General features: G+C 62.5%; 15 protein-coding genes and 1 pseudogene. 10 read left to right on the top strand and 6 right to left on the bottom strand.

Features of this window, described 5'->3' with window-relative positions; genetic code table 11:
• Window positions 1–32 precede the first annotated feature (32 nt).
• Window positions 33–668: a diguanylate cyclase gene (locus tag ACE04A_RS07230; protein WP_448716249.1), complete on the bottom strand. Its 636-nt coding sequence runs from the start codon at window positions 666–668 to the stop codon at window positions 33–35.
• Window positions 669–938: 270 nt separating this feature from the next.
• Between ACE04A_RS07230 and ACE04A_RS07225 the strand changes: the two genes are divergently transcribed.
• From ACE04A_RS07225 to ACE04A_RS07215, 3 genes are all read left to right on the top strand, one after another.
• Window positions 939–1,379 carry an Hsp20/alpha crystallin family protein gene (locus tag ACE04A_RS07225; RefSeq protein ID WP_438857562.1) on the top strand — a complete coding sequence of 147 codons (441 nt, stop codon included), beginning with the start codon at window positions 939–941 and terminating at the stop codon, window positions 1,377–1,379.
• A 29-nt stretch (window positions 1,380–1,408) separates the two neighbouring features.
• Entirely contained in the window at window positions 1,409–1,813 is a 405-nt protein-coding gene (locus ACE04A_RS07220) for an Hsp20/alpha crystallin family protein (protein ID WP_279994125.1), read from the top strand.
• A 125-nt stretch (window positions 1,814–1,938) separates the two neighbouring features.
• On the top strand, window positions 1,939–2,211 hold the full coding sequence (locus ACE04A_RS07215) for a hypothetical protein (RefSeq protein ID WP_448716250.1): 273 nt from the start codon (window positions 1,939–1,941) through the stop codon (window positions 2,209–2,211).
• Window positions 2,212–2,226: 15 nt separating this feature from the next.
• Here ACE04A_RS07215 and ACE04A_RS07210 read toward each other — a convergent pair whose 3' ends face one another.
• Together ACE04A_RS07210 and ACE04A_RS07205 are read right to left on the bottom strand one after the other, a co-directional pair.
• A complete protein-coding gene (locus tag ACE04A_RS07210) occupies window positions 2,227–3,009 on the bottom strand; it encodes an SDR family NAD(P)-dependent oxidoreductase (protein ID WP_448716252.1) in 783 nt (260 codons plus the stop codon).
• A gap of 82 nt (window positions 3,010–3,091) precedes the next feature.
• A complete protein-coding gene (locus ACE04A_RS07205; RefSeq protein WP_448716253.1) occupies window positions 3,092–4,180 on the bottom strand; it encodes an alkene reductase in 1,089 nt (362 codons plus the stop codon).
• A 229-nt stretch (window positions 4,181–4,409) separates the two neighbouring features.
• Between ACE04A_RS07205 and ACE04A_RS07200 the strand changes: the two genes are divergently transcribed.
• From ACE04A_RS07200 to ACE04A_RS07175, 6 genes and pseudogenes are all read left to right on the top strand, one after another.
• Complete coding sequence (locus tag ACE04A_RS07200) at window positions 4,410–4,991, top strand: TetR family transcriptional regulator (protein WP_259246677.1); 582 nt, start codon at window positions 4,410–4,412, stop codon at window positions 4,989–4,991.
• A gap of 118 nt (window positions 4,992–5,109) precedes the next feature.
• Window positions 5,110–5,559: pseudogene (locus tag ACE04A_RS07195) on the top strand (MaoC family dehydratase); the annotation flags it as partial.
• A 236-nt stretch (window positions 5,560–5,795) separates the two neighbouring features.
• Window positions 5,796–7,364 (top strand): BCCT family transporter, encoded by a 1,569-nt coding sequence (locus tag ACE04A_RS07190; protein ID WP_448716254.1) that lies wholly within the window; start codon window positions 5,796–5,798, stop codon window positions 7,362–7,364.
• A complete protein-coding gene (locus tag ACE04A_RS07185; RefSeq protein WP_485819989.1) occupies window positions 7,361–8,527 on the top strand; it encodes an aromatic ring-hydroxylating oxygenase subunit alpha in 1,167 nt (388 codons plus the stop codon). Before ACE04A_RS07190 ends, ACE04A_RS07185 begins: the two co-directional genes overlap by 4 nt.
• 2 nt (window positions 8,528–8,529) lie before the next feature.
• A complete protein-coding gene (locus ACE04A_RS07180) occupies window positions 8,530–9,390 on the top strand; it encodes a PDR/VanB family oxidoreductase (protein WP_485819988.1) in 861 nt (286 codons plus the stop codon).
• 230 nt (window positions 9,391–9,620) lie between these two features.
• A complete protein-coding gene (locus ACE04A_RS07175) occupies window positions 9,621–9,971 on the top strand; it encodes a nucleotide pyrophosphohydrolase (RefSeq protein WP_259246670.1) in 351 nt (116 codons plus the stop codon).
• Window positions 9,972–10,029: 58 nt separating this feature from the next.
• Here the strand turns inward: ACE04A_RS07175 and ACE04A_RS07170 are convergent, their stop codons facing one another.
• Entirely contained in the window at window positions 10,030–11,574 is a 1,545-nt protein-coding gene (locus ACE04A_RS07170; RefSeq protein ID WP_448716259.1) for a Fic family protein, read from the bottom strand.
• A gap of 145 nt (window positions 11,575–11,719) precedes the next feature.
• Complete coding sequence (locus tag ACE04A_RS07165; protein ID WP_485819987.1) at window positions 11,720–12,466, bottom strand: SDR family NAD(P)-dependent oxidoreductase; 747 nt, start codon at window positions 12,464–12,466, stop codon at window positions 11,720–11,722.
• A 130-nt stretch (window positions 12,467–12,596) separates the two neighbouring features.
• Between ACE04A_RS07165 and ACE04A_RS07160 the strand changes: the two genes are divergently transcribed.
• Window positions 12,597–13,478 carry a LysR family transcriptional regulator gene (locus tag ACE04A_RS07160; RefSeq protein WP_448716262.1) on the top strand — a complete coding sequence of 294 codons (882 nt, stop codon included), beginning with the start codon at window positions 12,597–12,599 and terminating at the stop codon, window positions 13,476–13,478.
• Window positions 13,479–13,622: 144 nt separating this feature from the next.
• Here ACE04A_RS07160 and ACE04A_RS07155 read toward each other — a convergent pair whose 3' ends face one another.
• Window positions 13,623–14,222, bottom strand: coding sequence for a TetR/AcrR family transcriptional regulator (locus ACE04A_RS07155; RefSeq protein ID WP_448716263.1), 600 nt, complete (start codon window positions 14,220–14,222; stop codon window positions 13,623–13,625).
• Window positions 14,223–14,239: the final 17 nt, after the last annotated feature.

Raw genomic sequence — 14,239 nt, 5'->3', positions numbered from 1 at the left:
GCTTCAAGACCCGCAAATTGCATCAAATTGCATCACCGAAGTGGCTCACCAGAGACCCAGATGCCGACCGCCTTTCCCAGCCGGAACGTCACGCGCTTTTGCAGCTTGGCGGCCGGCACGGCATGCACCGGACACGGCTGCGAACGCCCCCCCTCGTCGTCCACCGTGGCGTCATCCGCGTCCGTCTGATTCCAGATGCCGTACTTACGCGGCCGGAACATCCAGCGCAGATATCCCTTCCTGGCAGCCAGTTCCATCAGCACCGAGAGATCGGGCGCCTCCAGCGCGACGCGTTCCTGCCCGCCGGGCAGATCGGAATAGTCGGCAAAGGCCCGTCGGCAGGCCACGGCTTCTTCCAGCGGCGCATTCAGGCGGCACCAACCGGGATGCGCCACGCGCTCCACGTCCCAAGCGCCCAAACGCCATCCGGCTTCCAACACGGCATCGTCGATTTCAGCCACGTCATTCCAGCGCTGGTTCAGCTGCAAGGCCGACGCCGCCACCGACCGCAGCGGCTGCGCAATCGCCGTCCTGTCTGGCTTGAAGCCGTGCCAGTGCAGCGTCAACAAAATAGGCGTGTCGGACTTTTGCACCGCGCTGGCGCTGACCGCGTATAGCGGCAGGCCCAGCGCGGCGATATGCGTGCGGATAGTCGTGAAGATGTCCATGAGATCTCCGTTATCGAAAAGCGGATTTCGCGTGGGGGTATGCCCATCGAACAAACATGCCTGACGAATTTATCGCTTCTTGAAATGGCGCTCAACCGCTAAAAATACGCAATTTTTTCTGCCGGCTTGATTGAAGAAATCAATCAAACCCGTCTCTTGAAACCTGCAAACCCGATGCCACATTTGCGCTATGGCGGGGCCGCGCAGCTTATATAAGCCATGCCGCTGAGCCCTACGCCCGTCTGAACCAGACCTTATCGGGAGACGAACATGGCAACGTATCCATTTTTCGATAGCGGCATCAGTTCCGCCCTGGACACCCTGCAACAGCTGGACAAAATCCTGCGAGGCTCGACCGCGCCTTCCAACCTGCGCTCCACCGCGCGCGGGGATTTTCCGCCCGTGAACGTGGGCGCCTGCGCCGATTCCATTGAAGTTGTGGCCTTCGTGCCCGGCGTGGATCCGGAAGCGCTTGAGGTCACCATGGAAAAAGGCCTGCTGACCATTTCCGGCGAACGGCGCGAAGAGGAACCTGCCGGGCAAACCACCCTGTATGCCCGCGAACGCGCGCGTGGCCGCTTCAGCCGCGTGGTGGAACTGCCCAGCGACGCCGACCCGGAAAACATCCAGGCGCGCTACACCGACGGCTGCCTTTGCATCTCGATCGGCAAGCGCGAATCGGCCAAGCCGCGCCTGATCTCCATCCAATGAACGCACGTTGACGACACAGGAGGACCATCATGGAAGAACGGAACCAACTGACCGCCACGCGCGGCTCGGAGTCCTTGGCCAAGGTCGCGAACGACAGCAACCGCCCCGCCACCCTGCCCGCCGTGGACATCTACGAGAACGCCACCGGCATCACGCTCTTGGCGGACCTGCCGGGCGTGTCCAAGGACAGGCTATCGATCAAGGTGCAGTCGAACGAACTGCTGATCGAAGGCGAAGCCGCGGTGCAGGTGCCGGCTGAGGTGCGGCTGGTGCACAACGAGCTGCGCGAACCGCTGTTCCGCCGCAGCTTCACGCTGGGCCATGACCTGGACAAGGACAACATCACCGCCAACTTGAAGCACGGCGTGCTGACCTTGCAGATCCCGCGCCTGCGCGAAGCACAGCCGCGAAAAATCTCGGTCACCGTATCGTGATTTGCGAGTGCAACCCTGCGCCCGGCGCCCGCCGGGCGCATTGACGTTTCAGCGGTCACGAAAGCCTTGCGGTAATCGCGTCCGGGTCTTGTGAACATCATGTGAAGGTCTTGTGGGGAGGCCTTATGGAGCATTCCGTCATCACGCAGTATCGCGGCTACATTCTTAGCGTGCGCGCCATTCCGTTGCGCGCGCTAGACAAGCCTGGGTCGCTGCCGGCCGGCTTCATTTCGCTGGTGCAGGTGGTGCGATGCACCGACATTCTGGTCGACTGGTGCATGCCTTGCCCGCACACGCCGTGGGAAACCCCCGCTGAGGCGCTGCGCGAAGGCACGCAGTATCTGCAGCGGCTGATCAACACGGGTGCGATCGGGGTCGCGGCGCCGATGCTTCAGTAGGCGGCAGTTCGCCCATCAAGCGATGCGATAGCGTGCCGCCGCGCTGGCCATCTTGATGTCGCCCAGAAGCGCCTGCCGCGCGCCGTCCAAGGCCTCCCAGCGCGACGCCTCATGCAGCGGCGGGATCGTCACCGTTTCGCGCCGGTCAAAGCCAACTAGCGCGGCGTCCACCAATTCGCCCACATCCATCACTTCCGGCAGCGCGTTGATATCGATGCCCGCGCGTTGCCAGATCTCGGTGCGCGTGGCGGCGGGCAGCACAGCCTGCACATAGACGCCGGCGGGCGACAGCTCTTCGTGCAAGGCCTGCGACAGGAACAACATATAGGCCTTGGTTGCGCCGTAGACCGCCATGCCGAACTGCGGCATGAAGCCAACCACCGACCCCACGTTGACGATAGCGCCCGTGCCGGATTGCACCAGACGCGGCACCACCGCGCTGGCCAGCCGCGTGGGCGCGGTGGTGTTCAGCGCCACCAGTTGTGCGACCGCGCTCGGCGTCTGCGCAACAAAGTTGCCCGTCTGCGCCGCGCCCGCGTTGTTGATCAGAATCTGGATGCGGCCATCATCGCGCAGCCGTGCCTCGACTTGCTGGATGTCGTCTTCGCGCGTCAGGTCTGCCACCAGCACGTCGACCGCAACGCCATGGTCTTGCCGCAAGCGCGCGGCCAGGGTGTCAAGCCGGGTTTGGTCGCGCGCCACCAGCACCAGATCATGGCCGCGCCGCGCAAAGCGTTCGGCATAGGTTGCGCCAATGCCGGAGGACGCGCCGGTAATCAACACTGTGGAGGAATTCATCTTGCAGCTCTCTTTGTAAGTGGGAATGGACCCCGCCGCGATGCGCAGCGGGTCAAGAGGAGTCAATGCGGCTCAGCGCGGGTCAGCGCACGTCAGCCAACGCCGGATAGTCGATGTAGCCTTCCGCGCCGCCGCCGTACAGCGTGGCCGGGTCCAACTGCGCCAGCGGCGCGTCCGTCTTCAGGCGCTGGACCAGGTCCGGGTTGGCGATGAACGGACGCCCGAATGCGAACAGGTCGGCATGGCCCTGGGCAAGCTGGGTAGCAGCCAGGTCCAGGCCATAGCCGTTGTTCGCGATATAGGTGTTCGTGAAGCGCCGACGCAGCGAACCGTAGTCAAACGGCGCCACGTCGCGCGGGCCGCCCGTGGCGCCTTCCACCACATGCAGATAGACCACGCCCACCGCATTCAGTTGGTCGGCAATGTAGTCGTACTGCGCCTGCGGGTCGCTGCACGAGATGCCATTGGCGGGCGATACCGGCGAAATCCGCACGCCTGTGCGGTCAGCGCCAACCTCTGCGGCCACCGCCTGGACGACTTCAAGCAACAGCCGGGCACGGTTCTGCACCGAGCCGCCGTAAGCATCGTCGCGGTGGTTGGCGCCGTCCTTGGCGAACTGTTCAAGCAGATAGCCGTTGGCGCCGTGAACTTCCACACCGTCAAAGCCCGCCGCGATGGCGTTGGCCGCCGCCCGCCGAAAATCGTTGACGATGCCGGGCAGTTCCTCCAACGCCAGCGCGCGCGGCGTCGACACCGGTACAAAGCCATTGTTCACAAACGTCTTGGTCTCGGCTTGGATGGCGGACGGCGCCACGGGCGCGGCTCCGTTCTCTTGCAAGTCCACGTGCGACACGCGGCCCACATGCCACAACTGCAGAAAGATCTTGCCGCCCTTGGCGTGCACGGCTTGCGTCACCTGGCGCCATCCCTCGACCTGTGCGGGCGTGTAGATCCCCGGCGTGTCCTGGTAGCCCTGCCCCTGCCGCGAAATCTGCGTTGCCTCGGCAATCAACAAGCCCGCGGAGGCGCGCTGGCTGTAGTACGTGGCGGCAAACCGGCTGGGTACGAAGCCCGCCTCGGCGCGGTTACGCGTCAGCGGCGCCATCACGATGCGGTTGGAAAGCGTCAGGGATCCCAGTTGGTAGGGCTGGAACAAAGCGTTGTCGGTCATGGTCAGGTCCATCGAAGAGGGTTGAGCGCCAAGGCCGAAAGTGCGTGCTTGGCCTGTTGCGCTGGCGCTGGATGCGCTAACGGCGTTAATGATGATGATCAACATCTAAATCGTCAAGCACTTTGATGATGATCGACATCAATGTATATTCACGTCCTGGGCACTGCATTGATCAACGAGGCACGCGATGTGGGCCGCGAAGTGAGAAACAACGAATGAGGGACAGCAAATGAGAGTCACCAAGGCGCAGGCGCAGGCCAACCGGGCGCATATCGTCGAGACCGCATCGGCCCTGTTCCGAGAGCACGGCTACGACGGCGTGGGTGTGGCCGAATTGATGGCGGCCGCCGGTTTCACCCACGGCGGCTTCTACAAACACTTCCGGTCCAAGGCCGACCTGATGGCGGAGACCGCCGCGTCGGGGCTGTCGCAATCCCTGGCCATGACGGGCGACATGGACTTGGCCAAGTTCATCAGCGTCTACGTATCACGCGCGCACCGCGACGGGCGCAGCGCCGGTTGCACCATGGCCGCCCTGTGCGGCGACGCCGCGCGCCAATCAGACGACGTCAAGGCCACCTTTGCGGCGGGCATCGAAGACATGCTGGCCGTGCTGGGCCGGGACGACGCCGCGCCGCAGGACGCGGACCCAAAACGCGCCCGCGCCAAACGCATCGACTTGCTTGCCCACGTGATTGGAGCGGTGGCACTGTCGCGCGCCTGCCCCGATGATTCCCCGCTGGCCGACGAAATCCTGGAGGCCTGCCGCAGTGAATTGATTGCGTCCCTGACGCCGAAAGCCGCCGCTTGACGTTTCCGTTGCCCTGAATTCGTTGCCCTGAATTCATTGCCCTGAATTCGTTGCCCTGAATTCATTGCCCTGAATTCGTTGCCCTGAATTCATTGCCCATTGGATGGAGCCAAACCCCATGCCCCTGCACTACCTGGAAGACCTGAGCCCCGGACAACGCTTTATCGGCACCGCCCGCGTGCGCGTCACCCGCGAGCGCATCAAGGCCTTTGCATCCGAATTCGACCCGCAACCCTTTCACGTGGACGAAGAGGCCGCCAGCGCCACGCTATTCAAAGGCCTGGCCGCCAGCGGCTGGCACACCGCCGCGCTGACGATGCAGTTGTTGGTCGCCAGCGAATTCAAACCCGCGGGCGGCATCATCGGCGCCGGCGTCGATGAAATCCGCTGGCCGCTTCCCGTGCGACCGGACGACGAATTGCGGATTGAAAGCGAAGTGCTTGAAGTGCGGCCGTCCAAGACCCGGCCCCAGCAAGGCTTGGTGAAAGCGCGCACGACCACGTTGAATCAGAACGATGAAGTGGTGCAGATCTTCGTCAGCAATCTGGTGGTGCAGCGTCGCGGGGGCTGCCCGCCAGCGCAAAGTCAGGCGAAACGCAAGCCGCCTTCCTTCATGCCCCCGACGCCATCGCGGAGTGTGACAAACACTAGTCGTTACAAACGCGCCGCTTTCGGCGCGATGCTTGTGCGTGGACAACGTTCTCCCTAAAGTTCGGTCGTTTACTTGTTAAGTAATAGTTCATGTAAACCCTCGGTTTACATACGACAAGAACCCGTGCGCAACGACGCATCGGAGGAGACAACGTGAAAACATCCGCGCCACGCCGCGACGGGTTCCTGACCCTTTGCACGCTTACCGCCGTGCTGCTTACCGTCATCGCCATGGTTCTGTGGCCCGCCGAAGCGGCCGCCACCGCCACCGTGCTGTTTGACTGGACCACGCGCTCGTTCGGATCCCTTATCCAGATTTTCGTCTTCGGCTGTGTCATCGCCTGCATCGGGCTGGCGTTCAGCAAATACGGCAACGTGCGCTTGGGCGAAGGCAAGCCTGAATATTCCACGCTGTCGTGGATCTTCATGTTCATCTGCGCCGGCATGGGGTCGTCAACGCTGTACTGGGGCGTGATGGAATGGGCCTATTACTACCAGTCGCCGGGCCTTAACGTGCCCGCCGGCTCGCGCGAGGCGCTGGAATACAGCATCAGCTATTCCTTCTTCCACTGGGGCCTGAGCGCCTGGGCGGTGTACGCCCTGCCCTCGCTTGCCATGGCCTATCACTTTCATGTGCGCAAGAACACGGGCTTGAACCTGGCGTCCATCATCCAGGCCATCACGGGGTTTCGCGCAACGGGTCCGGTCGGCCGAGCGGCCGACTTGATCTTCCTGCTGACCATGTTCGGCGCGCTAACGGTGTCCATCGCACTGACCGCATCCACCTTTACGCGCGGCCTCTCCAGCCTGCTGGGCACGCCCGACACCTTCAGCATGCAAGTCATCGTGATCGTCGGCGTGTCGGCGCTGTTCTCGGCCAGCGCCTATATCGGCATCGCCAGCGGCATGAAGCGCTTGAGCCATCTGGTCTGTTGGGGCGCGTTGCTGCTGGCCGCCGCTGTGTTGCTGGTGGGGCCAACCCAGTTTTCCGGCAACAACATCGTGAACGGCCTGGGCCTGATGCTGCAGAACTACGTGCGCATGAGCCTCTTCACCGACCCGGCCGGCGACGGCGCCTTCAACCGAGGCTGGACGGTGTTCTATTGGCTGTGGTGGGTGTCGTATTCACCGGGCGTGGCGATGTTTGTGGCCCGCGTGTCCAAGGGCCGCAAGATCAAGGAAGTGATCTACGCGCTCTTGCTGGGCGGCAGCGCCGGATGCTGGTTCTTCTTCGGGGCGCTGGAAAGCTACTCCATGCACCAGTTCCTGTCGGGCGCCATCGACGTGCCGCGCATCCTGAAGGAACACGGTGGCGAAACGGCGGTGGAAATGTTGTTGAGCTCGCTGCCGGCCGGCTGGCTGTTCCTGGCCCTGTACCTGGCAATCATGATCGTCTTCCTGGCGGCCCACGTGGATGCCGTTGCCTACGCCGTGGCGGCCACCACCACCCGCAACTTGTCCGAAGGCGAAGACCCCACCCCCACCAGCCGCGTCTTCTGGTGCATAGCGCTGACGCTGGTGCCGCTTGCGATGTTGTTCACCAAGGCGTCGCTGGAAACGATGAAGACAGCCGTGGTGCTGACCGCCATCCCGTTCCTGTTCATCCTCGCCATCAAGCTGTTTGGCCTGTTCCGCTGGCTGATACAGGACTACGGCGACACCCCCGCCCACCTGATCGAAACGCCCGCCCAAGCGGCTTTTGTTCCCTGGAGATCATCATGAACCCCATCACCCAACTGCCCGCCAACTTCTGCGCCGACGAAGAAAACGCCTGGACCTTGCCCGCCTCGTACTACACGAAGGACGCCGTGTTCGACTACGAAAAGGAAAAGGTCTTCGCCAACGCCTGGATCTGCGTGGCCCACCGCAGTGAACTGGCCGCGCCCAACGACTACGTCACGCGCGAGATCATCGGCGAAAGCATCATCGTGCTGCGCGACCGCGACGGCATCCTGCGGGCGTTCTACAACGTCTGCCCGCACCGGGGCCATCAACTGATGCAAGGCAGCGGCCGCGCCAAGAATGTCATCACCTGTCCGTATCACGCCTGGACCTTCAAGCTGGATGGCGAGCTGGCCCTGGCCCGCAACTGCGACAACGTGCCCAACTTCGACCGCGACAAGGCCAGCCTGGTGCCCGTACGGGTTGAGGAAGCCGCCGGCTTCGTCTTCATCAACATGAACCCCAAGGCCGGCTCCGTCGAAGATCAACTCCCCGGCCTTGCTGCCCGCCTGCGCGCCGCCTGCCCGGTGGTGGATGACTTGCACCTGGCCGCGCGCTTCGTCACCAACACGCCCGCCAACTGGAAGTCCATCGTCGACAACTACCTGGAGTGCTACCACTGCGGCCCCGTGCACCCCAGCTTCGCGGGCTCCGTCCAGGTAGACAAATACCAGCACACAATGCACGACAACTGGTCGTTGCAATTCGGCCTGGCGAAGTCGTCGGAGAAATCCTTCAGGGTGGACCCGTCGGTAAAAGACCCCAGCTTTGCCGGATTCTGGGCGTGGCCATGCACCATGTTCAACGTGCCACCGGGCGCCGACTTCATGACCGTCATCTACGAATTCCCCGCTAGCGCGGGCGTCACGTTGCAGCACTACGAGATTTACTTTCTGAACAAGGAACTCACCGACGAGCAGCAGACGCTGGTTGAGTGGTACCGCGACGTGTTCCGCCCCGAAGACCTGCGCCTGGTGGAAAGCGTGCAGAAGGGGCTGAAGTCCAGGGGCTATCGCGGCCAAGGCCGCATCATGGTTGATCGCCAGCGCAGCGGCATCAGCGAACACGGCATCGTACATTTTCACCGCAAGCTGGCGACCGAATACGAGGGCGCCTTGTCTGCCGATACCCCCGCGTCGGCGCTCCACCGCGCCCCCGCCTGAACATGGCCACCCATCCGACCCTGCTCGTACGGGTTACGCGCATCGAGCACGTAACCCCGCTGATCAAGCGCTACACCCTGGAAGCCCTGGACGGTGGCGCGTTGCCACCCTTCTCGGGGGGCAGTCACATCATCGTGCAACTGCGCGACGGTAGCCGTCAGTACAACAATGCCTACTCGCTGATGAGCTCACCCCACGCGCTGGGTAGCTACCAGATTGGCGTGCGTCGCGAAACGCCGTCCAAGGGTGGGTCTGCCTTCCTGCATGACAAGGTGGCCGAAGGCGACACACTCAGCATCACCTACCCGAACAACTTGTTCGCCCTGGACAAGACCGCCCGTCACCACGTTCTGATCGCGGGCGGCATCGGCATCACCCCATTCATCTCGCAGTTGCATGACCTGCACCAGCGTGGCGCTTCGTATGAACTGCACTACGCCTTCCGCGCTGACGAACACGGCGCCTTTCGGGATGAGCTGGCCGGGCTTTGCGGGGATCACGTCCACTTCCATATCGACAGCAAGGGCCAGCGGCTGGACCTGACGGGCCTGCTGGGCGGCATGGAACCCGGCGCGCACGCCTACGTCTGCGGTCCCGGTCCACTGATCGATGCCGTGCGCGGTGCCGCGCAAGCCGTCGGCGTTGAACCGGCGCGCGTGCACGTCGAACAGTTCGCCGCGCCCAAGCCAATGGGCGGCGCTTTCACCGTGGTGCTGGCGAAGTCCGGCAAGACAGTGGAGGTGGCCGCCGGCGAGTCCATCCTGAACGCCATCGAACGCGACAGCACCGTGCCGGTGGAATGCCTGTGCCGCGAAGGCGTATGTGGCACCTGCGAGACCCGCATTCTGGAAGGCGAAGCCTAACACGCCGACCAATATCTCAGCAACGCGGAAAAGGCCGCGCAGAAGACGATGTTGATTTGTGTGTCCAGCGCCAAGGGAAGCAGGATTGTGCTTGATTTGTAAGGGGAGGTGTAAGGGGAGGCGCGCCGACTGCCAAGGCGCGACTGTTCGCTGAATTCGGAGGTACGGAGATGCGCGAAAATGGCCGATAAATACCGCATCCAGTTGCCCACCTCACCCCTGTCGACACCATGACCGATACCCTTCAAGACCTTAGCCAGCAACAACGCGAATTTGCCCAGGCCCGCAATTGGGAGCAGTTCCACTCGCCCAAGAACCTGGCGTCCGCGCTGATCGTGGAAGCGGGCGAACTGCTCGAACACTTCCAGTGGCTGACGGAAGAACAAAGCCGCGCGCTTTCCCCAGAGAAACTCGAAGCGGTGGGCAGCGAGATCGCGGATGTGCTCCTTTACCTCATCCAACTCAGCAACGTGCTCGGCATCGACCCCGTGAAAGCCGCGCAGGCGAAGATTCCGCTGAACGCACAGAAGTACCCCGCCGACCGCGCCCGGGGTAGCAGCAAGAAATACGATGAGCTTTGAGTGGTTGGCCAGGCCGGCATCGTTCATGCCATCCTGATCTGCGATGTTTAATCGCGGGTCATTCGACGATGGGTGACGGGTCCCGATCCTCGAACGCGGACTGCACGGCCTCGATAACGCGCAAGGCGCGTATCTTGTCGTCGAGTATCGGATACTCCTTCACGAGTTTTCCCGAGATGCGCCACCCGTATTCCTTGACCGACCGGATTATGCGCACAGCGTCCGCGTCCGGCATTTCCAGTACGTCCTTGATGCGCTGCTGTGCAAGCTCGAACCGCACCAGCACACGCGCCTCGTCCGCCATTTCGTGGTGGATGGTGTGAGCCACAAGCTGAGCGGTGTAGATCGCGTGCTCGGTAAGGTCCGGGTAGCGCCAAGCCGAGTTGGCGTCGTCGTAAGCATCGAACACAAAGTTTGACCTGACGCCGTCTTCGTATTCGACCATCTTGCCGAAACGATAGGCAGAGTCGTACCGCCGCATGAATGGGCTCGAGAACACGTCCAGCACGCGGTCATAACCATGGCCGAACTCGCGCACGCTGGTGATGGTCGCCGAAACAGGCAGGATCACCCCCGCCGGAATGGCCTCATCGCGCAAGAGTGTGTCGTTGATCAAGAAGCGGTGAATACGGCCGTTCCCGTCGCTCATCGGGTGGAGGTAGACGAACCCAAATGCGATGGCCGCCGCGCGCGCCAGCGACTCGCGTCCGCGGGTCATCTGCTCGAAGGCTTGCAGCCCTGTCAGCATCTCATCCAGCACCGAGAAATGCGGGCCGATATAGTGGACGATGTCCTCGCGCATGGTGGCCTGGCCGACGAAGACCGGCGATTGGCGCACACCCAGCCGCAATGCCGCAGCGCCGAGAATGTCCTTTTGCAGCACGATCAAGCTGTCGATACCTAGCGGCTCGTCCAGCTTGCCGCAGTGTTCGCCCATGACGTGGGCAAACCGCTTCACCCGATCTGTTTGGTCGGCCTCGTGCTCAATCTGGAAACTCGCCCGCGATTCCTTGAGCTTAAGCCAGACGACAGCGCGTCTGAGCACGTCTTCGCCAAACTGCCTATCCAATTCCGTGAGCGCCTCAAGCGGGTTGAACTGCAACGCTTGAGTCAGGACCTGAGAGCGACGAATGATGGGGCAAAAAGCTGGCGTGCCCGGCAGGTTGTTGTTGATCCGCCAACGACGATCGCGAGCGGCTTTGGTGCGCGTGACGTAGGCATCATTGGAGATGGCATCAACGTAGGCTCCGCCGGCCAGATCCGGGACATCAAGTTGCTGACCGGTGAGCCATTCGTAGAAAAAGCCAGCCCGGCGCGCATACTGTCCGAACGGCTCGGCTCGGCACCATTCCTCTAGCGGCTGGGGTCCGCTGGCCGTGAAGAGCCGGGCGAAGAATTCGAGATGGATCTCCTCGTACTTCAGCCCGAACTCAAAGTGCCCGGCAAAGGTGTCGGCAGGCCGGTATACAGCGGGATATTGGTTTTCGATTCCCTGGGGCGACTCTCGCGTCGCACGGACCGTACCAACGAGCGAGGTCACACGCAGCGGCTGCGCCGACGTAATGCCAAACCTGGCCTCCAGGGCTTTCAAACCGATCCGCATGTGATGAAAATCCGTTACGGGCCACAAAAAACGTTTATTTTTAGTGGAAAACCCAAAAAAATGATAACGGAATACTGTCACACATCGCCGGAGAATGCACCAAGAACAGCGTGCATCGCTATCAAGACCCTACGCCTCCCTCCTTTCAGCGCATCCCTCCCGCCCCCAGAATCACCTCGCCTGTCACCCACCCCGCCTCGTCGGACGCCAGGAACGCGACGATCGACGCAATATCCTCAACCTTTCCGACGCGGCCCAGCGGCGTCCGGCCTACGTTCCACGCCTCGAAGTCCGAACCCATCACCCCGGCGGTATGAGTACCTTCGGTTTCGATCAGGCCGGGGTTGACCGCGTTGACGCGGATGCCTCGGGGCCCGAGTTCGCGCGCGAGCACGCCGGTAATGGCGTCAATGGCGCCCTTGGTGCCGGTGTAGATGGCGCTCTCGGCGGGCAGCACGCTCGTCACGTTGGAACTGATGTTGATGATGCTGCCGCCCTGGCCCAAATGCCGCGCGGCGGCGCCGGCAACCAGCAGCGTACCCAGCACGTTGATATCGAACTGCTGTCGGTACAGGGCTTCGGTGGTGTCTTCGATCTTGGCGAACTGGTAGATGCCCGCGTTGTTCACCACGATGTCCAGCCGCCCGAAGTGCTCGATGGCCGACCCGACCAGCGCCTCGACGTCCGCCTGCTTGGTGACATCCGCAGCCACCCCCACCGCCGTCCCGCCAGCGGCTTCGATGTCGGCCACCACCTTGTCGGCACCGCTTCGGCTTGAAGCGTAATTGACGATGACCTTCGCGCCATCCGCCGCGAGCCGACGCGCGATGCCCGCGCCAATGCCTTTCGATGCGCCCGTTATCAGGGCGACTTTGTCTTTCAACTTGCTCATGTCTTGCGATTCCAGAATCGGCTGGCGGGATGGTCCAGCTCGGCGAAGCCGTCATGGTGATCGGAATAGAATTGTTTGCGAACTGCCATTTCTGTATATTTGCCGTTCAGTTTTGAACGGAAATCACAGCATGGAATGGAGCGACGTCCGGATCTTCCTGGCGGTGGCCCGCGGCCAATCCTTTGGCGAAGCCGCGCGGCGCCTGGGCGTGAGCCATCCCACCGTGGGCCGCCGGATCAAGGCGCTGGAAGACGAAGCCGAACAAGCACTGTTTCGCAGAACGAAAGACGGGCTGGTGCTGACGGACGCGGGGGACGCCGTGATGGCGTTGGCGGAATCCATGGAGAATTCCGCGCTGTCTATGGAAAGGCGGCTGGCGGGCAACCATCAGCGGCTTGAGGGAATCTTGCGAATATCGTCGGCCGAGTGGTTTGCGGGCTATGTGCTGGCGCCTGTCCTGGCCGAACTGACTCGCCGCCATCCGGCCGTCGTGCCCGAGGTGATTGCCAGCTACCGGCTGCTTGATCTGTCACGCCGTGAAGCCGATGTGGCTTTTCGCATCGTGCCCTTTACCGAACCAGACATCGTTCAACGCCGCCTGATGACGGTTTCGTACGGGCTATATGGTTCGGCGGACACCGCATCCGCCATGCAGCACGATCCGTCTTCCGTGGGACTGATTCTGATGAACACGGCACAGTCCCACTTTCCGGATGTCGCGTGGCTGCTGGATAGGTTTCCGCAGTCACCCCGCGTTTTCACCAGCACAAGCCGGGCGGTTCAAGCGCAGATGTGCGCGCGCGGCATGGGTATGGCCGTACTGCCCAGACCAATTGGCGATGCCGTGCCTGGCTTGCAGCGCATCGACATGCCGGACCAGCCGCCAAGCAGGGATATATGGGTGGGCTACCACCACGATCTGCGGCATATGGATCGCTTGCGAGCGATGTTGGATATCGCGGATGCGCTGCTGTCGGATGCCGCGACTGAAGCACAACGCGCGCAGCCTTAACAGAACGCTATTTTTCGGACCCAGACGTTCGACCGCGACCTGACCTCTGACAAAGAGCCGCACTTCCATCGCGGCAACTTCTGCAGCGTGATCCGTTGCTCACACTGGCACGGTTGAGCGAATTTACGTCGTTCTTCCGTTTGATCAACGGGCCGGGCTGGCGTCGTCAAGCAAGGCCAGCGCGGGCCGAACCAAACCGCGCAGCAACTCCGGTTCCGGTCGCGAACGCGCCAGCACGCGCAGGCCCATCAGCAAGCCGAGCAGCATGCGCGCAAGATCCTCTGCCGACTGCGTGGCGTTGATGGTGCCGGCCGCTTGACCCGACTGCACGCAGCGCAGGAAGAAGGCTTCCATATCCCGCAGCACAAGCGTCAGCGCCTGCTGGAACTCGGCATCGTGCGGCGACAGCTCCAGCGCCGAATTCACGATCATGCAACCCTTGCGCTGTTCGTCCGCCAGCGATAGCTCGAGGATCTCGTCAAAGAACGCGCCGATAGCCTCGCGAGGCGTCAATTGCGACTCAAAGCGCCTGACCCGTTCGCAAAAGCCACGCTCGACGTAATGCGCAAGCGCCCGCTGGTACAGAGTGCGCTTGTCGCCAAACGTGTTGTACAGGCTGGGGCCTACGATCCCCATCGCAGCGGTCAGGTCGCGAACCGACGTCGCCTCATAGCCGCGCGACCAGAAGCACGCGATGGCGGCATCAAGCGCCGCCGCTTCGTCAAACTCTCTTGGGCGCGCCATGGGGTCTCCTTAGCGGC

This window comes from Achromobacter colocynthidis (genome assembly GCF_057334535.1).
This window is presented reverse-complemented; position numbering and strand designations above follow the sequence as displayed.

Bases quoted from the DNA above. Each gene is read 5' to 3' on its own strand.
- ACE04A_RS07170 (WP_448716259.1), bottom strand. From the start codon at position 11,574: ATGCGGATCGGTTTGAAAGCCCTGGAGGCCAGGTTTGGCATTACGTCG.
- ACE04A_RS07215 (WP_448716250.1), top strand. From the start codon at position 1,939: ATGGAGCATTCCGTCATCACGCAGTATCGCGGCTACATTCTTAGCGTG.
- ACE04A_RS07160 (WP_448716262.1), top strand. From the start codon at position 12,597: ATGGAATGGAGCGACGTCCGGATCTTCCTGGCGGTGGCCCGCGGCCAA.
- ACE04A_RS07165 (WP_485819987.1), bottom strand. From the start codon at position 12,466: ATGAGCAAGTTGAAAGACAAAGTCGCCCTGATAACGGGCGCATCGAAA.
- ACE04A_RS07230 (WP_448716249.1), bottom strand. From the start codon at position 668: ATGGACATCTTCACGACTATCCGCACGCATATCGCCGCGCTGGGCCTG.
- ACE04A_RS07225 (WP_438857562.1), top strand. From the start codon at position 939: ATGGCAACGTATCCATTTTTCGATAGCGGCATCAGTTCCGCCCTGGAC.
- ACE04A_RS07155 (WP_448716263.1), bottom strand. From the start codon at position 14,222: ATGGCGCGCCCAAGAGAGTTTGACGAAGCGGCGGCGCTTGATGCCGCC.
- ACE04A_RS07175 (WP_259246670.1), top strand. From the start codon at position 9,621: ATGACCGATACCCTTCAAGACCTTAGCCAGCAACAACGCGAATTTGCC.
- ACE04A_RS07220 (WP_279994125.1), top strand. From the start codon at position 1,409: ATGGAAGAACGGAACCAACTGACCGCCACGCGCGGCTCGGAGTCCTTG.
- ACE04A_RS07205 (WP_448716253.1), bottom strand. From the start codon at position 4,180: ATGACCGACAACGCTTTGTTCCAGCCCTACCAACTGGGATCCCTGACG.
- ACE04A_RS07200 (WP_259246677.1), top strand. From the start codon at position 4,410: ATGAGAGTCACCAAGGCGCAGGCGCAGGCCAACCGGGCGCATATCGTC.
- ACE04A_RS07185 (WP_485819989.1), top strand. From the start codon at position 7,361: ATGAACCCCATCACCCAACTGCCCGCCAACTTCTGCGCCGACGAAGAA.
- ACE04A_RS07180 (WP_485819988.1), top strand. From the start codon at position 8,530: ATGGCCACCCATCCGACCCTGCTCGTACGGGTTACGCGCATCGAGCAC.
- ACE04A_RS07210 (WP_448716252.1), bottom strand. From the start codon at position 3,009: ATGAATTCCTCCACAGTGTTGATTACCGGCGCGTCCTCCGGCATTGGC.